This is a genomic window from Cytobacillus gottheilii, assembly GCF_018582665.1.
Lineage (GTDB): Bacteria > Bacillota > Bacilli > Bacillales > Cytobacillaceae > Cytobacillus > Cytobacillus gottheilii.
This window is the reverse complement of sequence record NZ_CP071709.1, coordinates 1740912-1766048: the sequence shown is the minus strand read 5'-3', so window position 1 is coordinate 1766048 and position 25137 is coordinate 1740912. Positions and strand designations below refer to the sequence as shown.

Genomic DNA, 25137 nt, shown 5'->3' with positions numbered 1-25137 from the left:
AGGCAGAAATCACATCAAAAGTGATTTCTGCCTTTTTTTCGATTAACCGAGAAGTTTCTTTTCAAATCGGTTGATATCTATATCTGCTCCAATGACAATCATAATGTCATTATACTGAATTTTTTCATTCGCCTGAGGCGACACAATGATCTCTTCTCTTCTTTTAATAGCAACTATGTTAATGCCGTATTTTGCGCGGATATCTAAATCTATAATAGTATGGCCGCTAATTCGCTCATTTGCAACGATTTCAACAATGCTGTGCTCATCTGAAAGCTCTAAATAATCAAGAACATTATTGGATACAAGCTTATGTGCAATTCGGCGTCCCATATCTCTTTCTGGATGTATGATAAAGTCTGCACCAATTTTGCTAAGTACCTTTTCGTGATAATCATTTTGCGCTTTCACTGTTATTTTCTTAACGCCAGCCTCTTTCAGGATTAATGTGGTTAAAATACTAGCCTGAATATTATCACCAATCGCAACGATTACGTGATCAAAATTGCGGATTCCAAGGCTCTTAATGACCGTTTCATCTGTTGTATCACCGACAACTGCATGTGAAGCAATCATTGAGAACTCATTGACACGATCTTCATCCATGTCTATTGCCATAACCTCCATGCCTTCCTCCGCGAGCGCCTTGCAAATGCTGCTGCCAAAACGGCCCAGACCAATAACAGCAAACTCTTTCTTCATTGAAAATCCTCCACCTATTCACAGATTTATATCATACCAATCATTCTAGCACACACAAACCACCAGGAAAATAGTTTACATACGCTAAATTACTGCTTACGAACCAGCATGAGCTTAGGAAGCATAAAAAAAGCTAAGGAGCTCTGCAGCTTTCCTTAGCTTTATGTTTTTAACCAGCATCAAGCATATTAAATTGGGCTTTCACTAATTGATGATAATGACCCTTTTGCTCCATTAATTCATCATGTGAGCCTTCTTCTAAAATTTCACCATGATCTAGTACAAAAATTTTATCAGCATCACGGATGGTGGACAGTCTATGGGCTATAATAATCGCTGTTCTGCCTTGCAGAAGCTTTTTAAGCGCAGTTTGAATACGCACTTCTGTTTCAGTATCAATACTGGCTGTTGCTTCATCTAAAATTAAGATGCGCGGATCAGCCAGTAACGCTCTGGCAAAGGATAGAAGCTGACGCTCACCTACTGATAGAATATTTCCTCTCTCCTCAACCTCTGTTTCATATCCATTCGGAAGACGCTGGATAAAATCGTGTGCTCCTACTGCTTTTGCAGCATCAATTACCTGCTTCTCTGTGGCATCCGGCTTTCCAAAACGGATATTATCCCCGATGGTTCCTGAGAAAATAAAGGTATCCTGTAACACAATGCTAATTTGGCTGCGCAAATTGGCTAAGGACACATCCTTTAAATTCACACCGTCAATTTTAACTGTACCTCCAGTTGGATCATAAAACCTGCTGATTAGGTTGGCAACCGTTGTTTTACCGGAACCTGTATGGCCAACTAATGCGACGGTTTCGCCAGCGTTCATTTCTAAATTAATGCCTTTAAGAGCCTTTCTTTTTTCATTGTAGGAGAAGACAGTATTTTCAAATTCAATATGCCCTTTCATTTCTTTAAACGAGATGGCATCAGATTTCTCAGCTACAATCGGCTTTTCATCTAAAAATTCAAAGATTCTTTCAGAAGAAGCCATTCCCATTAATAATTGATTATAGACCATTCCAAGTCTTCCAATCGGTTCCCAGAACATGCCTAAATAAAAAGCAAAAGAGACAAACTCACCAATTGACAATGAACCGCTTTGAATCAGGGATGCACCAAACCAGATCAGCACCGCAGTACCGATAGCATTTGTCAGCTCGACAAGCGGGCGAAACATGGCATTTTTTCGCGAAGCTGTTTTCCAGCTTGAAAAATTCTCGGTATTAACTCCGTCGAAAAAAACCATATTTTCTTTTTCCTGTGTAAAGGATTGTGTCACACGAATGCCTTGAATACTTTCATTTAAATGGGAATTTAATTTTGATTGCTTTAATCGGACGGTTTGCCACGATCTTCTTATATTTCTGCGCAAGGAAGTAGAAATAAAGAACATGATGGGCAGGATCACCATAACCGCCAATGTAAGCTCTGGACTGAGCGTAAACAGAATAACAAAGATTCCGACGAGAAGAATCATGTCCATCAGCAGGTTGATAATTCCATTTGTAAATAATTCTTGAAGTGAATTGATATCATTGAGAATTCTTACTAAAATGGAACCCGCGGATCGCTGATCAAAGAACCGATGTGATAGTGTCTGTACATGTGTAAATAAATGCTTCCGCAAATCGTAAATCACATTCTGCCCCAGCGTGTTCATCCATTTTATACGAAAATAGTTTGCTCCGTAGGATAAAAGGTATAAGGCAAGAATCACACTAACCAGGGTTGTTAACAGTGACGCATCCTTTTCAGCAAGCGCTTGATCAAGTGTGTATACCCCGATTAAAATCGGAATGGCCAATCGGACAGCTGTATTTATCATGACCATTATAATCGATAATGGCAGTAATTTTTTTCGGTATGGTTTCAAATAGCTGAACAATCGGAGCATCTGCTTCCAGTTAAATGGTTTTTCAATTACATCCTCTGATGAGTATTGAAAACGTGATAGAATGGCTTCTTTCTTTTGTTTATTCATATGCACACCTCCTAGCCTGTTTGTGACTGTAATACAGTTTCAAGATCCTTATATTGAATATTATATATTCTTTTATATGGTCCCTCTCTTTGAATCAATTGTTCATGAGTACCTCTTTCAGCAACCCTGCCCTCTTCAAGAACAATAATTTCATCTGCATGTTTTAGCGATGAGATACGGTGAGCGATAATGAAGGTTGTTCTGTTCTTCATTACTTCTTTTAGAGCCTTTTGAATTTGGAACTCTGTTTGCATGTCAACAGCACTAGTGGCATCATCAAGGATTAGGATGCTTGGATCCACGCATATGGCTCTTGCAATCGCAATCCGCTGCTTCTGGCCTCCAGATAACCCCATTCCCCGTTCACCGAGCATGGTATCATAACCCTCCGGAAGTTCCATGATAAAGTCATGCGCCTGCGCACGCTTAGCAGCATCGATAATTTCATCCATTGTTGCATCTGGTCTTCCAAACGAGATATTGGCCTTAATGGAGGAAGAAAATAAGAAGGTCTCCTGAAGAACAAATCCGATATTATGCCGAAGTGATTTTAAGGAATACTCTTTTACATCTTTTCCGTCAATCAGCACCACTCCCTCACCTGGCTCATAGAAGCGGGTCATTAATTGAGTTAATGTAGTTTTGCCGGCACCTGTGGATCCGATAAGCCCGATCACTTTGCCAGGTTCAGCAAAAAATGAAACATTATTTAATGCCTGTTTATCTTCAGATGAATATTGCAGTGAAACATCTTTGAATTGAACTTCTCCCTTAAATCGTTCTACCTGTACAGCCTCATTGCCATTCTCAATTTCATTTTCACTTTCTAATATTTCAAGCAGTCTCTCTCCTGATGCTTTTGCTTGAGAAAACAGATTTACGGTAAAGCCTAAATTCATAATCGGCCACATAATATAGCCAAGCAAGCTATAGAAGGCAACAAGTTCTCCCAATGTTAAACTATCGGTAATGACCAGGTATCCCCCATAAGCAAGTAATAAAACGATACTCAAATTGCCGAGCAGCTCCATCAGCGGAAAATACTTTGCCCATATTTTAGCCGTAAATAAGTATTTCCCTTTGTATTCACCATTGGAATTATTAAATTTATCAATTTCAAAACCTTCTCGGGACAGGGATTTTACCGTATTGATACCGCTAATGTTTTCCTGCACCTTTGTATTCAGCCTTCCAAAGGATTTACGAATGCCTCGAAAAGCTGGATGAACTGCTTTATCAAATTTAAAAGTGACAACAGCCAAAAATGGCAAGGTAATCAGTGTGACAATGGTTAATGGAATAGAATAATACAGCATAACAGAAAAACTTATTCCTACTAATAAAATAAACCTTAATAATTCGGCAAACCCAACGGATAAGAAAAAGCGAAAACCTTCTACATCCGCAGTTAGCCTTGACATTAAATCGCCTGTTTTTGCATTATCGTAGTAACGGAACGGCAAAAACTGCAGTTTTTCGTACAGCGCATTCCTCAGCTTATAGACAGAGGAAATTCCAAACAGATCACCTGTGTATTGATGAATATAAGTAGCAATCCCTTTGATCACCATAATCCCCACAAAACCAAAAGCTAAAATGGGTATCCAATCATATTGACCTTTTAATACAACCTCATCAATTGTCAGCTGCAAAATCATTGGATAAACAACGGTTATTGCCGTCACAACAAATAAAAACACGATCGACCAAATAAAATAATGTTTATAAGGCCAGTAATGTTCCTTCAATTTTTTAAAAGTCTCCAAGAAGCCCCCTCCTTCACACAATTAAAAATTTTCAAAAATTAAAGAACGTAATACTAAATATAACGGGTTTCGAAATAAATTACTACCCCTTTTTGTGGAAAGATTAAGAAAACTTGAACTGTGTATGTTTCTCATTTAATGGTGCAGTATTTTCTCTTACCAACTGTATGATAGCTCATTTATATTTTCTACTCACTTCTTTAAAGTAGGGTGTGTTTAGGAAAGATTCAGCACCTACCCTTTGCATTCGCGATATTCTTGCGTTAAAATTGGTATCTGATATAATCCCTATGTATTAAGGAGTGTTATAATTTGGATTTTTTGAATGATATCAGCTTACAAATTAACCAGATCAATTGGGAACAGATTCTTCTCTCACTTTTAACGATTCTCTTAAAGGTGGCGGCGGTATTTATCGTGTTTGCCATTGTGAAGGCAGCAGGCAACAAACTTATTGCAAAAATGTTCAGCAAGATTCAGCTGAAGCAAAGCATTTCGGTTGGCAGAGCAAAAACTCTTGAAAGCTTAACTCAAAACATACTGAATTATATTTTACTATTTGTCTTTATTGTTACCGTACTTCAGTTATTCGGCATTGAAGCAACTGCGATTCTAGCTGGTGCAGGTGTACTCGGATTAGCAATTGGATTTGGTGCTCAAGGACTGGTCAGTGACGTTGTAACTGGGTTTTTCATCTTAATTGAAAAGCAGATTGATGTCGGTGACTATGTAACGATTGGCACCTTTTCTGGAATTGTCGAACAGGTAGGTTTGAGAAATACACAAGTGCGCGGTTTTGACGGGGCATTGTATTATATTCCAAACCGTACCATTACAACGGTCAGCAACCATTCCCGCGGTACTATGAATGCATTAGTTGACATGATTGTAACGTACGAAAATTATCTTGAAGAAACGATGGCAGCCATTCAAAAAGCGGCAAAAGAATATGCAAAAGATAATGAATTAATTTTAGAAGGTCCCAATGTAATTGCTGTACAAGCACCAGGCAGTTCGAAGCTAGTCTTGCGTGTCATTGCTAAAACGGTGAATACGGAAAAAGGAACTGTTGAAAAAGAATTGCAAACCATCTTCAGCAACACGTTAGAAGAAATGAAGAATCATCCAGCACCTAAGCCAGGTCAATAAACGATCTTGCGTACATTTAAAAAAAGCTGCCGAATTTTTTCGGCAGCTTTTTTATACCCCTTTATATCTTAAGTACTTCTCAATTAAAGTGATTGCGACATCAATAGCTGATTCTGAAGGATTCAATTTTGCGTGATGCAGACCGTATTCAGAGTTCGTTCCTAGCCAGAACATAAAGCCTGGAATCTCTTTTAACATATAGCCAAAATCTTCACCTGTCATGGCTTCCCTGCATTCGATTACTTCCATATCAGTATTATTTTCTGCAAACTTCATAAATTCAGAGGTTAAAGCAGAATGATTATAAACCTGGTGATACATACTTCCGTAATCAATAACAGCTTCACATTGGAACCCCGCTTCTGTACCTTTTACAAGACTTTCGATTCTATTTTTAACAATCTTCATGGATTCTGGGGATAGGGTACGGATCGTTCCTTCCAGCCTTGCATTTTCGGCTATGATATTTTGAACTGTTCCTCCTGTGATCTTACCTATAGTAATAACTGAACTATCAAGTGGATCCACATTACGGGAAATAACCGTTTGAAGCTGGCTAACGAGCGAACATGCAGCGATAATCATATCATTTGTCTGATGCGGATAGGCAGCATGTCCGCCTTTTCCTTTTAGATCAATAAAAAGCTCTGATGTATTTGCAAATAACAGCCCTTCCCGGGTTGCAATGGTTCCTACAGGGTATTCAGGTGCGATATGGAGCGCTAAAACCATATCTGGCCACCATTCCTTCATTTCATCTGACTCCAGCATAGGCTCTGCCCCTCCAGGACCTTCCTCTGCCGGCTGAAAAATAAATAAGAGATCATCATTAATACGTTCATGAACAAGGTTGCTGATTAGACCCAAAGCAATCGCCATATGAAAGTCATGTCCACATGCATGCATCATTCCTTCATGCTCTGAAGAAAATGGCAGATTTGTATTTTCAGTGATTGGCAAGCCATCAATATCTGCTCTATAGGCAATTGTTTTATCTGGCATTATTCCTTTAATCTTTACAAATAGGCCTGTTTTCCATTTCTTTATTTCGATATGTTCTTGTGGGAGTGATTGGAGATAAGAAAGGAGATAAGCTTGTGTCTTAAATTCTTGAAATCCAATCTCGGGTATTTTATGGAGATCCCGTCTAATTTGTATGTACTGATTAGCAGTGTTCAAACCCAATTCCTCCAGTTACTTGTATTCTCATTCTAAGTAAAGGTAATTAAGATTAGCCTTATAAAAAGCTATTGAAGCAGATAAGTAAGAAGCGCGGAAATTAGCTCCGCGCTTTATACATTTCTTATAGTTGTCTAAGTTCTTGTTTAATTTCTGTTTTTGATTTTGTTTTTTCATCAATTTCTTTGATGACTTTTGCAGGAGTACCTGCAACAACTGTATATGGAGGAACATCGTCAATAACAATCGCGCCTGCTGCAACAACCGCACCTTTTCCGACTGTTACTCCCTCAAGCACAACAGCATTTGCACCAATGACAACGTCATCATCCACTACAACTGGTTTAGCAGATGGCGGCTCAATCACGCCTGCCAATACAGAACCAGCTCCAATGTGGCAATTTTTTCCTACAGTGGCTCTTCCACCTAGGACAACATTCATATCAATCATTGTTCCTTCACCAATGACTGCTCCAATATTAATAGAAGCACCCATCATGATAACCGCGTTATCGCCAATTTCAACTTGATCACGGATGATAGCACCAGGTTCAATACGCGCTTTAATATTTTTCATATCCAGTAATGGAATGGCAGAATTTCGGCGGTCATTTTCTACAACATAATCTTCTATTTTACCGGAATTCGCTTCAAGGCTTGAGCTGATTTCGCTCCACTCGCCAAATACAACTCCGCTGTTGCCGTTTATAAACGTTTTAGCAGAAGCACCAAAATCAATGCCTTCTAAATCACCTTTTACATACACTTTAACAGGTGTAGACTTTGTGCTATTTTGGATAAAAGAAATAATCTCGTTTGCATCCATCATTTTCATGTAAAAATCCTCCTAAATTCAATAACAATATGTATACAAGCATTACTTTAACAAACAAAAGGATTGAAAACAAGCAAGAACATCAAAGAAATAACCTTGATTTTAATGACCTTCTTCCGCGATATGTTCTTTAATGATTTCCACAAAAGCCTGAACCTGTTTCAGCTGAAAAGCCGATTCGTAGCCAAGCAGCCATGTATCACGTTTGATAGGTTCACTATGATCATCTAGCAGCGGTATTTTAAAAATGTTTTCTTCCTGTCCATCCAGCGTAATCGCAGGCAAAATTGCATAGCCAATGCCATTGAAGGTCATTTGCTTGCATGTTTCAATCTGGTCAACAACAATTGTACGCTTAGGAGAAGTTTTAAATTTCCGCAGCCACCAGTCCTGTATTTCCTGATAATAGTTAGAATCACTTTTGAATTGAATAAACGGCCGGTCTGTTTGAAAGATTTGTTCGGGGCTTGTAATTTCTCTATCCACGAGATAAAGACTATCTTTAAATAAATGCATTTTAACACCTTTCCAATCAGGTGTGCCTCTGATGATGCCGATATGTGCTTGATCATCATATAATGATTTCAAAATCTCACTGCTCCATCCAGTTATTAGCGAGATTTTTGCTTGTGGATATCTGGTCACAAATTTTTTCAGCACCTGCGGCAGCCAATTCTGTCCGACGATAGAAGCCACTGCAATTTTTAAAGTTCCATAGACTTCAGAATTCAGTGCATGTATGGATTCCCGCACCTTTTCTTCCCCATCAATTACCTCATTTACAAAGGTAATAATCAGTTCTCCTGCTGGTGTTAAGGACAATCCTTTAGGTGAGCGGACAAACAGCCTGCTTCCCCATTCCTTTTCAATATTCTGCAGTCTTTGTGATAAGGCAGGCTGAGAAACAAAAAGCCTTTCAGCCGCTTTTCTCATATTCATTTCTTGCGCTAGAACAGAAAGCATATGAAATTCGGATAATGAAGACAAGTTCACCACCCTCTCTATAAGTTGTACTTATACTATATAACAAATGCGATAAAATTTCATTAATGCATTTTTCAAACCGGCAGGATTCTTGATGGCAGCAAAAAACCGAACGTTTAGACAGATCGAAAAAAATCTGCTATTCGTTCGGTTTCAAAAGGCTGCAAAACATTTAATCCAGCTTACGATATATCTTTTTTGGGCAATGCTAAAATAAATGCAAAACTAATAATGGCAAATAACAATACAACCATATAAACGGAATGAAGGGATAATGTGAGCCCTTCCTGCAAAATGCTTTTTACATCTGGCAGCAGAGCATTTCTTTGTTCTTCATTTAAAAGCACATTAGCAGCATCTAATGAAGAATCGTTAAGCTCTTGATTGCCGCTGCTTTGAATATAATCAATGAGCCGGCTATTCAGGATTCCGCCTAAAAGGGCTGCACCAATTGTATTTCCCAGGTTTCGCATAAACATATTTGACGCTGTAGCTATTCCCCGCTGCTGCCAGCTTACTGCAGTTTGAATGGATACAATAAAGCTAGTGCTTGTTAACCCCATGCCTGCTCCAACAAAAAAGGAACCGGCAGCGGCCCATAGCGGACCTGCTTCAGGTGTAAGAGTAACAAATAGGATACTGCCGCCGATTAAAAAGAACCCGCCTAAAACGGACGTTTTCCGGAAACCAATTTTTAAAAGGAGCTTCCCTGCCGCCGCAGAGGCAATCGGCCAGCCAATCGACATGGATGTTAAAGCAAAACCAGCAACTATAGGCGATCTCTCCATAACACCTTGTACAAATGCTGGAAGAAAGCTTGAAATGCCAATGAGCATTACACCTGTTGTGAGCGAAGCCATATTGGCTATAAATATAGGGCGATTCTTCCAAATACTTAATGGCATCATAGGTTCTGCTGCTTTGTTCTCCTGCAGAATAAATAGAATAAAACAGGCCAGTGAAACTGTCAGAAGCCCTATTGCCTGGAAGGAAAGCCAAGCCCAATTGGTTCCTCCTTCAACAAGGACAACCATAAGAGCAGTAATTGAGATCGTTAATAAAAAAGCTCCTGGATAATCAATCTGATGCTTTTTCTTTTCAATATTTTCATGCAGGAAGAACCACAATCCAGCAATCGCCAGGATTCCTAAAGGGATATTGACCCAGAATACATAGCGCCAGCTGACAAACTCAACAAGCAAGCCGCCTATGGCTGGACCCATAACCGCTGAAATTCCCCAAACGCTTGAAAGATACCCCTGAATCTTCGCTCTTTCTTCCTTTGAGTAAATGTCCCCTACAATCGTCGTTGCAATCGGCATAACGGCACCCGCCCCGAATCCTTGAATAAGGCGGAAAATGATTAAACTAGTCATGGATTCTGCAAAACCGCATAAAATGGAACCAATTAAAAATATGATAATTCCAATAGATAATATCGGTTTTCTGCCAAATAAATCTGAAAGCTTTCCATAAATTAGAACTGTTACAGCATTCATTAATAAATAAGCTGAAAAAACCCAGCTATACAATGAAAAGCCGCCTAAATCACCTACTATTGCAGGCATGGCAGTTGAAACAATGGTCGCTTCAATCGCCCCCATAAACATAGCAAGCATAACCGACGCTAAAACAAACGGCCTATGCGTTTTCCTGCCTGACGTTTTTGCATTTTGCATAACTTCACCTCCATCAGGCTTAAAGCGCTTTCAAATATTTCCTCACAAAAATGGGCTGCTTATATGAAGAAGCAGCTAACAAACGCGATCAGCTAAATGAAGATCAAATTTTTTTTTAGATTTTATCCAATCATAAAAAACTGCTCAGAAAAAAATCAAATTAACGATTATTTTTGAGCTGACGCCGAAGCTGTTTATTCCACTGATCGAGGATCGCTCTTCGTGTCAAAATCCCCTCGAAAATCTGCTCATCATTTTCAATGCAAATGAATGGATGATCGACCAATAAAGCAAGTGATTGATGAAAGGATGCATCAGAATTCAGACGAGGGATATGCTGATTCATAACTTCCTCTACTCGTTTTTCCTCTAGCTTCTCAAATTCAATTCTTTGCAGACCCAGAATTGACTCCATAATAAGAGGTGTACTGATCAACCCGTGTAATTTGTAATGCGGATCCAGTACAGGAATGGCTGAATAGCCGCTCTTTGTTAAAACAAGCAGAGCATGCTCTACATTGTTTCCGATCTGAACATGAGCCACTCGTTCAGATGGAATCATCAGATCTTTAATGTTAATATGTAAAAATTCACCACTTTGAAGACTAACCATACATGAAAACTCCTCAATGAATGTTATATCTTCATCTTATCATAAGTTCAGAAACACCGCTTCTATTTTATGCAGGATGAATAATGAATTCCAGTGATCTTTTTCTAAAAGAGCTGGGACAAAACAAAATTAATATTTCTGAAACACGAATATTTAACATCTTGGTTAGAGTATTTAAACAAGTCCGTTCCACCTTCGCTGCGGACTCTCGCTTTCCGAGGCGAGGAAGCAGCCTCCTCGGCACGCCTGCGGGGTCTCAGCCTTTCCTCTATTTCCCTCCAGAGCCTGAGGGTCCTCCGCTCCATTTCACTCATGTTAATAAAAAATATTTATTAATCCTATAAAAACGAATGATTAGAAAGACAACTTCCTAACCATTTGGTTCTCTGGGTGTGTTAAATACTTTTTTCGCGAACTCAAAATAATTTTACCCTTTGCTCGTATGAATATCCCTGCATTCATAAGAGCAGTTTTGACAGCGATAGATAACATTTTGATTAGATTGTGCTGTTAGCACCTGATCCAGTTCAGCTTCTGTATGACATTTTGGACATTGAACCTTTGGCAGCATCTTTTTCACCTCACTGTTTATGGTGGCATAATTCACCCATTTTCATGTATTTGCTCTATGTAAATTATGAGAATGAAACCATAGAAAAAGGAGCCATAACGGCTCCTATGTACAATCGTACTTATTGAATAAGATCAAATACTTCGATGGTAATCATATCAATATTATCAAATTGATATCTCTTTGGCTTTTCTTTATCATTGTATACTTCTAATTCATACGTCTCATTTTTAGGATGATATGTTACTTGGCACTTTTTCTCACCATTCACTTCGAAAAATCTTTGCATTGGCTCGCCACCAACTGATTGTTCTTGAAGATTTTTCAGACGTGTTAAAATTCCTTGAAGCTGTGACATTTTCTCTCTCCTTTCCAAACAAAAACCTTTTCTGCTATAGGTTTCTCTTCTGGCATATTTCTATCCTGAAGGAAATTCAATCAGAATTTTTAAAACGGTACGATCTACATACCAATATTAACAGAATAAAGTAAATAGCTGTTAATATACAAGTAAAAGATTCGTATTCATTAAAACAAAATTATTCCGGCAATTCAAACGATGCTTCATTTATTGCATTTCTAAAAGGAACATCATACAATTGTTAAGAGTTTCAGCCTTTGCAGCTGCTGCAATTGTTACACTTTCATTGTAAACTGAACAACATTTATTTTGCTCTTATCCATCACACTTCATACAAAAAACGGAGGGTTAGAAATGACCAATATTATTTTTTATACACAGCCTGACTGTCCCCCTTGTGAAATCACAAAAACCTTTTTAAGGGAATATGGTTTCTCTTTTGAATTAAAAGATATTAAATCAGATTCAAGAGCAAGGAAAGAATTAATGGAGGTATATCAATCTTATTCGACACCAACACTTGTCATAGGTGAAGAAGTCATTACAGGTTTTAACCTTGAAAGGCTTATGGAAGTTCTAAAGATTGAGGAAAAATAACCATCCGGGATAACTTTTTGACCCCGGATGTTTCATGGATCTATTTATAAAGTATTCCATTTTCATTTGACAGCAACCAAAGTCCTGTCTTTATCCCGCTTGAAAACGGTGCTATTCCTGTTTCCGCCAAAATGGGCATTAATGTATATAACTGTTGAAATCTGTTCTGGTCTTGGTTTTTTTGCTCGCCTTCTGACTCTCCTGGAAGCTCTGAAGGATCAATATTATATAGAAAATCAGACACTTTATAGCTGTCATCCTCAACTGTCAGAATAACTCCATCATAGCGGTCCTCATATGTCACAGGACCTTCGTAGACAGCAGGAAAAAATTGATAGACATACAAATGCCCGTTTTCTTCTGCTATCTTTGTTTCCTGGTTATATGAGAAGTCGGGAATATAATAAAAAGGGTTATCTGTTCCTAAAGTAAAATATAAATCATTCTCTTCATAGAGATTTTCATCTAAAAATAGCTTCTCAGCAGATTGAGTAAAATATGGTGCTAAAATCGCTCTTACTTCCTCTAAGGAACGCTCTTCTCCGCCCAATGATATCTGTGCCTCAAATGCATTTTGAAGGTGTTTGAAAACTTCCTCTCGATCGGTATTAGCATAGGCGGTCATTGAAAACATGGATAGACATAATAAAAGGCAAATACATAAACTCTTACCTAGCCTGTACATCATAATCCCCCTTTTTCCCGGCATAGGACCTCTAACCCTCATTTTACCAATAAGATCATCGCTTATTACACTGAATCGTGCCCAAAATACTGACAAGATACGCTGACAATTTACCCTAAGTGACATTTGTCTAATCACAGTTTGACAGTGAGAGATGCTGAAAGAATGGCTAAGAGCACTCTATTTATCGTCTAAAAATAAAATAAGGACCTCTATAGGTCCTTACCAATTCAATGAGAATGCATAATAGGCAATTAAAATGATGGTAATGGCTGCTGCAATCATATAAGTAAGAAAGATTGGATTCCGCAAATAAGGTCGCTTTTTCACTTCATCCGGAATACTTCCGTCGTTTCCGGAATCGTGTGCCTTTTGTTTAGTCAGCATCATAGTTGACACAAGTCCATAACCCAAGATACCAATACTAATTCCCAGTAAAATTAAAATAAACGTGCTCATGATACTCCCCTTCCGAGAAAGCTGCTTATACTATTAACGTTCCTCGGAAGAAAAAAAAATATTCTTTCACGACAAGATTAAAGGAGTCCCTCGTGTTCAAATAAAAAAGAATAAGATATATCAATAAATACATACTCGTCTTCTCTTAGCGGATATGAAAAGGTTCTAATCATCTCCCCTGTCTCAATGTCCGTGTAAAGATCAGACAGAATTCCTTTTTTTATGCTTTTCATTTTCATAATATTCTCAAGGAAATATGGGCGCCAGCTCCAATTTTTGTGCAAATATTCATTTTGCACCTGCCAATGGTTATCACTATAAAAGATATTTGGTGATTGCTGAAAACCTTCATCATCGCAAATATATAATCGAAAGGCGATATTTTTTAAGCGCTCTGCCAGCTCCATTAGCAAATCATTTTGAAGCTGGTTCTTATTTTTACCTACAAATTGCTGCATGCGCTGATTAAATTGATCTGTAAACTGATAAAAAGATTCAAGCTTTTTCTTTTCATAGGAGATAAATTGATGGCATTTTTGCCGAAGCTTTGTTTTTAAAATATCTCGATCGATGAAATCTGGTGAAGGCTGCTGCAGATAGAATCCTTGATAATACCTACCACCATTTCGCCATGCAAACTGCAGCTGAAACTCCATTTCAATATTTTCAAACAGCAGGGTAGCTCCAATCTTCCGTGATAGTAAAGAAATGCTGTACAGAATATCATGAAAGCTCTGCTGAACAGTATTTGAACGCAGCGCCTTTAAATCCACCTTTAAAATATTCGGTGCCAACTGACCAATTCTGTCCAGCTGAGTACTATCAGCACCTAATTTATCCACCGCTATTTTAATCCCATAGGTTTTATAATAATTTAAAAGATGATCAAGATGATCCATAGTTCCTGAATAATTCTTTTCTGTTATTTCAATAACAATTCGGTTTAGGGAAAAGCCTTTCTCCTGATATTGCAAGAGGATATCTAAAAGCTGCTCTCCATGATCGTACATGATCAAATCTGCATCCCGATTAATAAACAATAAGACATCTTCCTCAAGAGAAAGTGATTTATCAAGCGCCTTTTTTAAAACAGCATTATCAACCTCAAGTCGATATTCTTCTGGAATAGTCTCGTCTTGAAAAAAGGGTCCTAAGCTTACAACCTCTTGTTCACTTCTGTACCTCCCTAACACTTCATAGCCAATAATTCGATGTTCATCCGCACTAAAGATCGGTTGAAAAAAGGGGAAAACACATTTTACATTTGCAATGATTTCTAATGGGTCCATGAAAGCCCTCCTTTCAATCAATAATTCATAATTATACCATATATTTCTTGCCTTATTATAGAAGCAATTAAGAGCCAATTTGCCAGCAGGTTACACTTATAGATCTTACACCACATCACAAAATAAAGATAAGCAAAATAGAAAGAAGGTTATATGAATGCGTAGAATCTTTTTGGTCCTAATCCTTCTTATCCCTTTGCTTGCCTGCGGACACAAAGAAACAGCCTCTGAGGAGCTGCAAAAGCCTAAAGCCGAACAGCAGAACAAAGAGCTACACCCGCAGCCTATGGGAAATAAAAAAACAGCTCAATCCAAAGAAAAGATCAGCTTAAATGTGCCTTTAATCAAACAGAACCCTGAGTTAAAATACGGCTGCGAAGTAACAAGCTTAGCCATGATGCTTCAATATGCAGGTGTTAAGACGAATAAAATGGAATTGTATAAGAACGTAAGTAAAGATCCAGATCAGCTTGTTAAAAATAGAAATAACATAACTCATTGGGGAGATCCAGGTAAAGGTTTTGTAGGGGATATGACGGGCCGTACAGCAGGATATGCGGTATTTGATGGTCCAATTGAAAATTTAGTGAATCAATACTTGCCTGGTCATGCTGTCAATTTAACTAAACAACCATTTCAGAAAGTGTTAGATCATGTCGGTAAAGGTTATCCAGCCGTCGTATGGACAACTGGCGACTATAAGCTTCCAGACCGGTGGGAATCATGGAAACATCATAAGCAAACCATTAAAACACCATTAGACCTGCATGCTGTAGTGTTAACTGGATTCGATCAGCAGCATGTATACCTTAATGACCCACTCTCCGGAAAAAAAGGAGTAAAAGTCAACAAAAAACAATTTGAAGCCTCCTGGAAAGCCCTCCAATCAAGAGCAATTAGCTACTGGTGACAAGAAAAGCGGAGGCGGCTTGCCCAGGGACGACAAGCTTAAGACGAGCCAGGCGAAAGGTCGTTCTTTGACCTTTGGACTGGATTGGCTTAAGACCTCGAGTCCCTAGCCGCCGGAGCTAGACATCAAGAAAAGCGGAGGCGGCTTGCCGCTGAAGATCGACAATCAAAAAAACGAGCCGGTCTCTGGACCGGCTCGCTTTCTTAACGAAGAAGTCCATCAAAATGGATATTGATTAAGATGCTGACCACCATCCATTGTCATGCATTCTCCATTAATATATGCGGCGTGTTCTGAAAATAGAAAGTAAGCAAGCTCGGCAATTTCTTCTGGTTTTCCAAGTCTCTGCAGAGGAACACTTGAGATCGTTCTATGAGCAGCTTCCTCTGATTCCCAGAGCTTATCTGCTCCTCCAGTTCGTTCAATTGGCCCTGGGGCAATTGCATTAATGCGCATTCCATATTTCCTGCCCCATTCAACCGCAAGCGTTCGAGTGAGCGATAGTACACCAGCTTTAGCAGCAGCGGAATGAATTACTCCTGGTCCTGCGTCCCAAGCGTATGTAGCAACCATATTTGTAATGGCCCCTTTCATTTCTTTATCAATCCAATACTTCCCCACTTCACTGCAGCAATAAAAAGTTCCATTTAAAACAATATCGATCACAGCTTTCCAGCCATTGGCACTAAGCTTTTCTGCTGGACAAAGAAAATTTCCCGCTGCATTATTAACAAGAAAATCAATTCTTCCAAAAGCCTTGTCTGTTTCACTTACCATACGCTTAACATCATCCAGTTCTCTGACGTCCATTTGAACCGTAAGAATCTGTCCTGGAAAAGTTTCTATTTCCTTTTTTGCTGTCTCTAATCTATCAGCATCTCTTCCAGTAATAACAACATATGCTTTTCCCTCGGCAAACCGTTTTGCCATATATTTTCCCATACCGTTTGATCCGCCTGTGACAATTACAACCTTTTTTTCCAATAGACTCCCTCCTCAAAATGAATGAGTATTCATTATCGATTTTATCATTTTAATGCGGAATATTCTAACTATTTTTGTCATGTAATAGAATAAAAAGAAATGTAAAACCTTCCATATAGACTTAGCAGTTAATTTCTTTTGTTTAGAGATATAGTTTGTTAGTATTATAGAATGAACAAACAAAGATAGGTTGGAACACTTCATGCCAAAAAAAATGACAAGAAGAGGATTTCTGCGAAAATCATTTGGAACACTATTTGGTGTCGCCGCAGCAGGGACAGGCGGCTACTATTACGCACATGAAATCGAACCAAAGCTTTTGAAAACAGAGTATGTAACCATCAGCAGCAGCAGCATCCCTGACAACTTTTCTAATCTTAAAATCATCCAGTTTAGCGACACACACCTTGGTTTTCATTATGATATAAATGATCTGGAGAAATTGGTTAATAAAATGAATCAGCTTGAGCCTGATATTGTCTTATTTACAGGCGATTTAATGGACGAACCAAATATGTATCCTGAAACCCAAGCAATTGTGCCTGTCCTTAACAAACTGCAAGCATCAATTGGAAAGTTTGCCATCTATGGAAACCATGATCATGGCGGATATGGAACTGATATCTATAAAGATATTATTGAAGAAGGCAACTTCACCTTATTAAAAAATGATCAGCGTAAGGTTCAAATAGGCGAACAGGCAATCTATATATTGGGGATTGATGACGCTATGCTAGGGAAACCGGATATTCAGACAGCAATGAATGGTATTCCAAACGATGCCTATACGATTTTATTGTCACACGCCCCTGATTTAGCAGAACATGCAGCCGAATTTGGTATAAACCTGCAGCTGAGCGGCCACAGTCATGGTGGTCAAATACAGCTCCCTTTTTTAGGTGCACTTGTCAAACCTCCACATGCAGTCAATTATTATGAAGGTTTTTATACTGTCGGCACTGTCAACCCTCTCACCTTATATGTAAATCGCGGTATTGGTACAACACGACTGCCTTTTCGATTCCTATGCAGACCCGAATTGACCGTTTTCACCTTAAAGAAAGCATAAAAAAACGCAGAATCCAATCTGCGTTTTTTTATGCAAGCATTATCTGTTCATCATAATGTTCTCAATCTCGTTTGCCGGAAGAGGACGGTAATAATAATAGCCCTGTACATAGGCACAATCTGCCTCTAATAAAAATTGAGCCTGTTCTTTACTCTCTACTCCTTCGGCAATAACATCCATACCCAGACTTTTAGCCAAGTGGATAATGGTCGTTGTAATCGCGGCGTCTTTATTATTAGTCATAACATCCTTAACAAACGACTGATCGATTTTTAAAACATCAATCGGAAATTGCTTTAAATAGCTGAGTGAAGAATAGCCGGTGCCAAAATCATCTACTGACACCATAATCCCTAATTTCTTCATTTTTTTAAGAATCGGAATCGCAGCAGCTGTATCCTGCATAGTTCCTTCTGTAATTTCCACTTCCAGGAGATCTGGAGCAATATTGTACTTCGTGATCGCATGACGGATGGTATCTACAAGATTTTGGTCTTGGAACTGACGCGGCGAGATATTAACAGCTATTCGAAACTCCCTGTTAAACTGTTCTGACCACTGTTTGATTTGACTGCAGGCTGTATCAATCACCCATTGACCTATTGGCAAAATTAATCCAGTATCCTCAGCGAGAGGAATAAATTCTGCTGGAGAAATAAGACCAAATTCCTTTGAATGCCAGCGTAACAATGCTTCAAAACTGACAATTTCATTCGTGGCAAGCTCCAGCTGCGGCTGATAATACAAAGTCAGCTCTTCATTTTCTAACGCTTTGCGTAAATGAGTCTCTAATTCGACCACATTCCGATGAATAGTATCCATTCTGCCTTGATAAAATTGAAAATGCGCTTTGCCTTTTTCCTTAACTCTGAAAAGTGCTTCGTCTGCCGCTTTAATCAAACTCTCTGCATCTTTCCCATCAGCAGGATATAAGCTTATGCCTATACTTGGCGTTATATAATATTCACTAGAATCAAAGTAAAAGGACTTTTTAAAGCTGTCTAAGATCTTTTGTGCAAATTTATTTGCATCCTTTTTGCTTGTATTAGGGAGCAATAGGATAAACTCATCACCCCCTTGACGATAAACAGAGTAATCCCGGTATTCAAACTGACATAATCTTTCTGCGACCTTCTTTAAAATTTCATCCCCTACTAAATGGCCAAAGGAATCATTAATAAATTTAAAACGATCTAAGTCGATATATAGTAATGCCGTTTCACTCTTTTGGGCAATTTCTGTTTCCAAATGCTTGTCCAGCCCATTTAATAAGGCTCTTCGATTAGGAAGACCAGTCAATTGATCATAAAAAGACATGTTAGCGATCATTTCCGCATTTTTTGTCAGCTGAGAAAGATCGCGAATAATGGCATATATTCCACTTACCTCCTGATTTATGACGATAGGCAGCATTTTTAAGTGGACATCAACGACCTCGCCTTTTTGATGGACAAAGCGGCAATCAATTGTTTCAGAAGCAATTCCAGTTTTTGTTTTGGACAGTACTTGCTGAAAATGGCAATCATCATCTTCATAAATATAATCGGCTATAAATGTAGAAATAAATTGTTCATTTGAATATCCTGTAATCATTTTTCCAGCAGGATTTAAATCAATGATTTTCCCGCTCATATCAAGGGTTATTACACCATCAAGGTTATGATCAACAATGGACCTTGCCCTCTGCTCACTTTCGATCAGCTGATTCTTCTCCAATAAACTGATCGTGATATCTCTTGTAACAGAAACAACGTATTTAACAATGCCTTCCTCATCCATGACTGGAGTTAAAATTGATTCACCGATTACCTTACTGCCATCAGCTAAATCCACTTCATCCGTAAAAACCATGGTCTCTTTATGCATTGCGGCTTTTTTATAATTCATTTGCAGAATTTTTGCTTCCTTAGCCGGCATTACCTCTTCAAATGTTTTGCCAATATATTGCTCTGATAGTTTCGCATGTCTCATCGCTGGTTCATTAGCGAACAAGTATGTAAAACCATAATTTTCGTCTGCCTTCATTATAAAAACCATATCATTTATATAATAAAAAATAATTTCATAAATAATCTTTTCTAATTTTTCACTTGTTTTTTCTTTATCTAGCTCTCTCGCCAGCATATTTTTATAGTGCTCCATCTAATCATCCTCACGAAGTGTATACTGACTGTTTCCTGTAGTCTATTTTACATGATTGTGATAATAAGAATATATAAATCGCAAAAAATTTCATCATTTTCTTTTCATATATTGCAATATAGTCTTTTGCCAATCATACACATATTGTGAACACTCAACAGAGAGGATGTTAGTTTTGTTCATTCATATTGTACAATCTGGAGAAACCTTAAATACGATTGCCTTAAATTATCGTCGAAGTGTACAAAGCTTACTCGAGGCAAATCCTGCCATCACCAATCCAAATTCTATTTATATCGGCCAAAATATCATCATCCCCGGTTTGCCGGACCCGAACACCATCCCATATAGAATTATTGTTTCCAAAAACAGCAGAACTCTAACCCTTTTAAGAAATGGAATCGTACAAAAAACCTTTCCTGTCGCCATTGGAAAGATGCTGACTTCGACCCCCTCCGGCAACTTTGTCATCGTAAATAGGCAGCCAAATCCAGGTGGTCCCTTTGGTGTTATGTGGCTGACATTGTCTAGAGCAGGATATGGAATACATGGGACAAATAATCCAAGCTCTATTGGAAAAGCTGTATCAAAAGGCTGTATTCGGATGTATAACAGCGATGTTCTTGAATTAGCCAGTATTGTCCCAAACGGAACAGCCGTAACGATTCAGCAATAACCCCTTGAACTTTACCATCCACCCTGCTGTTAAAGAAAATGATCACTTTACCTTTGAATTTCTTTTCAAGATTAAAGCAACGGGGTATAATAGAAATATACCCCTTATAATTATGGAAGGAGATTAATATTTTGAATTCAGACAGGAAGCACAATCCTCAACTGCAGCCAACGGTTGATAACCTCTCACAAGCTATCTTCACGGTTAATCGTCATGCTAAAACAGCAACAAACCCTAAATTTCTATACAAATTGAAGCAGGTTGCTCTCCAAAAAATGATTAAAGAAGGTTTGGCAGAAAAAGTTGGATTGCATTTTTCAGCAAATCCTAAATATAGCCAGCAGCAGTCTGACGTATTAGTGAAATGCGGCAGCTACACGTTTCATCTACCGCCTTCAAAACAGGATTTTTTAGATCTTCCGCATCTAGGTAAGTTAGATCAATCCATTAGAAATCCCCGTTCTGCGATTTCGCTAAATGCCGCAAAACAGCTTCTAATCCTTTATACTGGATTGGCTGAAAACGATCCAACTTCTCGGCCGCAAAAAAAAGAATATGCCAAACCTGTATTTAAAAAGCTTGGTCAAAGTTATTTTTAAGCAAAAAAAAAGCAAAGGTGCGTTCCTTTGCTTTTTTATTTTGTTTATTAAAAGGTTAAGGAATACACCGTATTACAATGCATGCTTATCAATTAATAAAACCAGCTCGGCAATTTCAGGTTTGCTGACTTGAGCATCCGCTCCAACCATTTGCCCTTTATGACGAAGATCATCTGTAATAAGAGAAGAAAAAATGACAACAGGAAGCTTAGACAGCTTGGAGTCCTCTTTAATTCTTCTTGTTAGATGGTGACCATCCATTTGCGGCATTTCAATGTCCGTAATAACCAGCTGAACCTCATCTTCTATTTTTTTGCCTGCAGCAGTAATTGACTCTAGGTAACGAAAAGCATCTTGTCCATTTTCAAAGAATTCGACTTGATCAAAACCAGCTTCTTTTAACGTATCGTGTAATAAATTACGCAATAGAGGGGAATCCTCAGCAACAATCAGCTTTTTATCTGAACGCTCACGTTTGCCGAGCTTTTGAACTCTTTGAATATTGATGCCTGATTCAGGATTAATTTCAGTAACAATTTTTTCAAAATCCAACAGTAAAACCATTTCTCCATTTAGCTTTATAACCCCTATAATTGGACTGTTGCTGCCCTGATACATATCAGAAGGCTTCTCAATTTGATTCCAGGATATCCGGTGTATTTGCGTTACATTGTGAACATGAAACACAATTTTTTGCTTATTAAATTCGGTTACAATAAATTTATCAGTTTCAGGATGATCAGAAGCTGGCAGACCTAATGCCTTTTCAACATTTACGACAGGCAGCACTTCTCCCCTCAGCTCAATAATTCCTTCTACATTCTGATGTGCATGAGGAATTGGAATAATGGGTGCTGGGTTAATAATTTCCTTTACTTTAATTACGTTAATTCCAAATTTATTTTTTCCAACTGAAAATTCAACGATTTCCAATTCATTCGTTCCGCTTTCTAATAAAATGCCTTTTGTTTGATCCATGGCTCAATCGCCCTTCCTGAGTATTAATGTATGGTGTAGTAGTACTTATGATTTAAATATTTATACCTATTAATATACCATGAATAGTACTTCACTTTTATTAATTTTTTATGGAAGAAATGATTCCCAATAACCACCACTAATAAAGAAAGCCATGATCGCTGGCAAATACAAGTACGAATTTTAGAAAAGCATAAAATAAGCAGGCGATAAACGCCTGCTTAAACAGCTTCTTGTTTAATTCTTGAGTGAACAATTAATCCTATAACCGTCAAAATAATGAGTGAGCCCAGCGCAAGTCTGCTGGCAATATCTCCATAGTCAGCAAACACTAAAGTAATCGTTCCGTATAAGAATGGACCAACAATTGAAGATACTTTTCCCGAAAAAGCAAATAATCCAAAAAACTGGCCTCTTTTGTTTTCAGGTGTCAGTTCAACTATATACGATCTTGTCGTTACCCACATAGAACCTAAAGCAACACCAAACATACTTCCTGCGATCCAGAACATCGGCTCATTGACAGCAAAAGTTCCAATGATCAATGCAACTAGAAGGATAATCCCAACATACTTTACTGATTGATAAGATCCCTTTGCTTTTGTAACATAGCCAAAAATAAAAGATCCAATAATACTGGAAACCGTTGAAACTAAATAGAGCAAAATGAACTGTCCAGTCGAAAAGCCGATAATGGCTTTTGCATATACAGCCATCATTGCGATCGTTGTTGAAATCGCATCATTTAAGAAAAAGTATGCAATCATAAACGTAAAAATCGCCTTATGCGCCTTCATTTCCTTAAATGTTTTATAAATTTCTTTGTACCCTGATACAAATGAAGCTTTCTTTACATCTTTTACTGGAATCGGCTTATCTTTTACAAAAAAGAATAATGGCAATGAAAACAATAAGAATAAGATGGCAGTAGGAATGAATGCCCGATGAAAATCGCTATCTCCGACATATAAATAAACCGTTAATCCTATTAACGTACCAATATACCCGACCGCTACTCCAAATCCTGAAATTAAAGGAATATCTTTCTTCTCGCCAAGATCTGAGATCATTGTGTCGTAAAAAACCAAGCTGGAATGGAAGAAGAATTTAGCTATGACAAAACTGACAACAACGAGCGCTAAGCTAAGTGGCAGTCCCCAAATACTTCCTTCAATTTGCGAGCTTGCAAAGACGCCCATTAAGAAGGTTGCAGCTACTGATATTAAAGTAAATATAATGACATATTTTCTCTTTTTGCCTGTTCGGTCAATCATTACCCCAAAGAGCGGTGAAAATATGACCAGAAAGAAACTGGCGACTGCATTAGAATAAGAAATAAAAGTACTGGCTATTTGATCTAAAACCTCGTTTTCTCCCACAACCTCCTGCAGGTAGAACGGAAAGAAAATAGTATTGATATTAGATGAAAAAATAGTATTCGCGAAATCGTATAATGCCCACGAAATAATCGGCAGCGTTAAATACAGCTTCCATGAGCTATGCTGTTGTTTATCCTGAACTGCTTTTTCTGAACCCATTCGTAAAGCTCCCCTCTGAATTTATAAATTGTATATTCTTAACTATGTATAAGTACATTTCTCTTCACCGGCTAATATTTCTGAATCTTAGCGGATTCATCTTATCAGTGGTAAGGAATATGATGTCACCCTCCTTTTCTACCATATATATTCCATAAAAAGAGCATATACCCTTTTAAATAAATATATCGTTTACGTAAATTTTCTTATGATATATTGTAAATAAAAAAATGAAAGCTGTACTGCATCATTAACAGACAGCTTTCAACGATAAAAGTATTTTTATTTTTTTAAAACAACGGTGCCTGCAATGAGGTCATGCAATGCTTGCTTTTTCTCTGTAAAAGCAGCGATTATATATCCGATCAGTAAAATACCAGACAGAAAACTCATAGCCGCATAACGCCCTAAGGCTCTCCAGAATGAAATTTTTCTGCCTTGTATATCACTAACCTTTAGTCCAAGAAGCTTTTTCCCAACTGTTCCCTGCCATTTAGAAGCATGCAGACCAGCAAAGTAGGCAATTGATACAATATATGAAATAGCGATGATTGCAAACAAAGACACAATATAACGAATAACGAGATCCATTTCCTGTTCTGCTGTTAACGTCTCGATATATGGATCGTTCAGCAATATCATAACGGCATCAGATGTGCCAAGTGAAAGCATAAATATCACAATTCCAAGCATCGCTAGCGGGATGCCTACTATTAAACTGTCAATGAGATAAGCTGCGAAACGTATCCAGAAACCAGCAAATTCAGGATGAGTGTGCAGATTTTCTTTTTCTAGAGTTGCATTCAAATCAATTTCCTCCATTCGAAAGTTTACCATTATTATTACATTATATATGTTAAGGGTAATCTTACATGATTTCAATGTTTTTCAATGTCAAATATCTCATTCAAAAGTATGATAATTATGTGAACTTACTCACAATATTATAGACTTACATTTAGTGCAGACATACAATGAAGTTAAGGTTAAAGCTTTAACCTTAATATAAGTAAAGAGGTGTATTGGACCAATGAAAGGAACAGCAATCCTTTACCGTGTGGACCAGTCAGTAACGATTATTGAAGATGTTGATCAATCAGTATATGAAGACATAAAGAAACAATGCGGATGTGAAAATTGCAATACAAAAATTGAAAATAAGATGATTAATTACGGAACCATATCCCCAGCTCTTTGGCATGAAGATGAAGTAGATTGGGATTATGGTTATTAAATAAAGATCAATTTAATAGATAAAGCTCAGCCTGGTGAAGTGTCTCATCAGGTTTTTTACATAAAATGAACAATTAAACACTCCATGTAACTTTAAAATGCTACTGTTATACACTTTATCAGAAATCCTCCCGCCAATTCTGGATAACCTT

The 25137-nt window shown here is 37.9% G+C and carries 24 protein-coding genes; 7 read left to right on the top strand and 17 right to left on the bottom strand.

Features of this window, described 5'->3' with window-relative positions; genetic code table 11:
* Positions 1–42 precede the first annotated feature (42 nt).
* From J1899_RS08780 to J1899_RS08770, 3 genes are all read right to left on the bottom strand, one after another.
* Positions 43–702 carry a potassium channel family protein gene (locus J1899_RS08780; RefSeq protein ID WP_066447095.1) on the bottom strand — a complete coding sequence of 220 codons (660 nt, stop codon included), beginning with the start codon at positions 700–702 and terminating at the stop codon, positions 43–45.
* A gap of 169 nt (positions 703–871) precedes the next feature.
* A complete protein-coding gene (locus J1899_RS08775; RefSeq protein ID WP_214478435.1) occupies positions 872–2689 on the bottom strand; it encodes an ABC transporter ATP-binding protein in 1818 nt (605 codons plus the stop codon).
* An 11-nt stretch (positions 2690–2700) separates the two neighbouring features.
* Positions 2701–4455 (bottom strand): ABC transporter ATP-binding protein, encoded by a 1755-nt coding sequence (locus J1899_RS08770; RefSeq protein WP_214478434.1) that lies wholly within the window; start codon positions 4453–4455, stop codon positions 2701–2703.
* A gap of 312 nt (positions 4456–4767) precedes the next feature.
* Between J1899_RS08770 and J1899_RS08765 the strand changes: the two genes are divergently transcribed.
* Positions 4768–5604 carry a mechanosensitive ion channel family protein gene (locus J1899_RS08765; RefSeq protein ID WP_281420690.1) on the top strand — a complete coding sequence of 279 codons (837 nt, stop codon included), beginning with the start codon at positions 4768–4770 and terminating at the stop codon, positions 5602–5604.
* 51 nt (positions 5605–5655) lie between these two features.
* Here J1899_RS08765 and J1899_RS08760 read toward each other — a convergent pair whose 3' ends face one another.
* The 6 genes from J1899_RS08760 to J1899_RS08735 all read right to left on the bottom strand — a co-directional run bounded on the left by J1899_RS08760 (position 5656) and on the right by J1899_RS08735 (position 11823).
* Positions 5656–6783 carry an N-acetyldiaminopimelate deacetylase gene (locus J1899_RS08760; protein ID WP_214478433.1) on the bottom strand — a complete coding sequence of 376 codons (1128 nt, stop codon included), beginning with the start codon at positions 6781–6783 and terminating at the stop codon, positions 5656–5658.
* A 124-nt stretch (positions 6784–6907) separates the two neighbouring features.
* Positions 6908–7618: a 2,3,4,5-tetrahydropyridine-2,6-dicarboxylate N-acetyltransferase gene (gene dapD, locus J1899_RS08755; protein WP_214478432.1), complete on the bottom strand. Its 711-nt coding sequence runs from the start codon at positions 7616–7618 to the stop codon at positions 6908–6910.
* A 102-nt stretch (positions 7619–7720) separates the two neighbouring features.
* Positions 7721–8605: a transcriptional regulator CcpC gene (gene ccpC, locus J1899_RS08750; RefSeq protein ID WP_281420689.1), complete on the bottom strand. Its 885-nt coding sequence runs from the start codon at positions 8603–8605 to the stop codon at positions 7721–7723.
* A 179-nt stretch (positions 8606–8784) separates the two neighbouring features.
* Positions 8785–10281 carry an MDR family MFS transporter gene (locus J1899_RS08745; protein ID WP_214478431.1) on the bottom strand — a complete coding sequence of 499 codons (1497 nt, stop codon included), beginning with the start codon at positions 10279–10281 and terminating at the stop codon, positions 8785–8787.
* Positions 10282–10441: 160 nt separating this feature from the next.
* Positions 10442–10894, bottom strand: coding sequence for a cyclic-di-AMP-binding protein CbpB (gene cbpB / locus J1899_RS08740; RefSeq protein WP_066447114.1), 453 nt, complete (start codon positions 10892–10894; stop codon positions 10442–10444).
* A 692-nt stretch (positions 10895–11586) separates the two neighbouring features.
* Complete coding sequence (locus J1899_RS08735; RefSeq protein WP_066447117.1) at positions 11587–11823, bottom strand: YkuJ family protein; 237 nt, start codon at positions 11821–11823, stop codon at positions 11587–11589.
* 357 nt (positions 11824–12180) lie between these two features.
* Between J1899_RS08735 and J1899_RS08730 the strand changes: the two genes are divergently transcribed.
* Entirely contained in the window at positions 12181–12423 is a 243-nt protein-coding gene (locus J1899_RS08730; RefSeq protein ID WP_066447119.1) for a glutaredoxin family protein, read from the top strand.
* Positions 12424–12463: 40 nt separating this feature from the next.
* Here J1899_RS08730 and J1899_RS08725 read toward each other — a convergent pair whose 3' ends face one another.
* From J1899_RS08725 to J1899_RS08715, 3 genes are all read right to left on the bottom strand, one after another.
* A complete protein-coding gene (locus tag J1899_RS08725) occupies positions 12464–13111 on the bottom strand; it encodes a DUF3993 domain-containing protein (RefSeq protein ID WP_214478430.1) in 648 nt (215 codons plus the stop codon).
* A gap of 219 nt (positions 13112–13330) precedes the next feature.
* Complete coding sequence (locus J1899_RS08720) at positions 13331–13567, bottom strand: hypothetical protein (protein WP_066447125.1); 237 nt, start codon at positions 13565–13567, stop codon at positions 13331–13333.
* 77 nt (positions 13568–13644) lie between these two features.
* On the bottom strand, positions 13645–14856 hold the full coding sequence (locus tag J1899_RS08715; protein ID WP_066447127.1) for an EAL domain-containing protein: 1212 nt from the start codon (positions 14854–14856) through the stop codon (positions 13645–13647).
* Positions 14857–15013: 157 nt separating this feature from the next.
* On the opposite strand from J1899_RS08715, the gene J1899_RS08710 reads away from it, so the two are divergent.
* Positions 15014–15766 carry a C39 family peptidase gene (locus J1899_RS08710; RefSeq protein ID WP_214478429.1) on the top strand — a complete coding sequence of 251 codons (753 nt, stop codon included), beginning with the start codon at positions 15014–15016 and terminating at the stop codon, positions 15764–15766.
* A gap of 219 nt (positions 15767–15985) precedes the next feature.
* Here J1899_RS08710 and fadH read toward each other — a convergent pair whose 3' ends face one another.
* The gene (gene fadH, locus J1899_RS08705) at positions 15986–16750 is read right to left on the bottom strand and encodes a 2,4-dienoyl-CoA reductase (protein ID WP_066447133.1); all 765 of its coding nucleotides are present in this window, start codon (positions 16748–16750) and stop codon (positions 15986–15988) included.
* 202 nt (positions 16751–16952) lie between these two features.
* Here fadH and J1899_RS08700 point away from each other — a divergent pair, with 202 nt between their 5' ends.
* A complete protein-coding gene (locus tag J1899_RS08700; RefSeq protein ID WP_066447135.1) occupies positions 16953–17819 on the top strand; it encodes a metallophosphoesterase in 867 nt (288 codons plus the stop codon).
* 39 nt (positions 17820–17858) lie between these two features.
* Here the strand turns inward: J1899_RS08700 and J1899_RS08695 are convergent, their stop codons facing one another.
* Entirely contained in the window at positions 17859–19961 is a 2103-nt protein-coding gene (locus J1899_RS08695) for an EAL domain-containing protein (protein WP_180320229.1), read from the bottom strand.
* Between the two features lie 175 nt (positions 19962–20136).
* Between J1899_RS08695 and J1899_RS08690 the strand changes: the two genes are divergently transcribed.
* Both J1899_RS08690 and J1899_RS08685 read left to right on the top strand, forming a co-directional pair.
* Entirely contained in the window at positions 20137–20637 is a 501-nt protein-coding gene (locus tag J1899_RS08690) for a L,D-transpeptidase family protein (RefSeq protein ID WP_180320230.1), read from the top strand.
* Between the two features lie 131 nt (positions 20638–20768).
* Positions 20769–21236 (top strand): YkyB family protein, encoded by a 468-nt coding sequence (locus J1899_RS08685; RefSeq protein ID WP_214478428.1) that lies wholly within the window; start codon positions 20769–20771, stop codon positions 21234–21236.
* A 72-nt stretch (positions 21237–21308) separates the two neighbouring features.
* Here the strand turns inward: J1899_RS08685 and J1899_RS08680 are convergent, their stop codons facing one another.
* The 3 genes from J1899_RS08680 to J1899_RS08670 form a co-directional block, all read right to left on the bottom strand.
* Complete coding sequence (locus J1899_RS08680) at positions 21309–22214, bottom strand: chemotaxis protein (RefSeq protein WP_066447141.1); 906 nt, start codon at positions 22212–22214, stop codon at positions 21309–21311.
* Positions 22215–22435: 221 nt separating this feature from the next.
* Complete coding sequence (locus J1899_RS08675; RefSeq protein ID WP_214478427.1) at positions 22436–23752, bottom strand: MFS transporter; 1317 nt, start codon at positions 23750–23752, stop codon at positions 22436–22438.
* Between the two features lie 282 nt (positions 23753–24034).
* A complete protein-coding gene (locus tag J1899_RS08670; protein WP_156495805.1) occupies positions 24035–24559 on the bottom strand; it encodes an RDD family protein in 525 nt (174 codons plus the stop codon).
* A 223-nt stretch (positions 24560–24782) separates the two neighbouring features.
* Here J1899_RS08670 and J1899_RS08665 point away from each other — a divergent pair, with 223 nt between their 5' ends.
* Positions 24783–24986, top strand: a complete 204-nt coding sequence (locus tag J1899_RS08665; protein WP_066447147.1) for a hypothetical protein — start codon at positions 24783–24785, stop codon at positions 24984–24986.
* Positions 24987–25137: the final 151 nt, after the last annotated feature.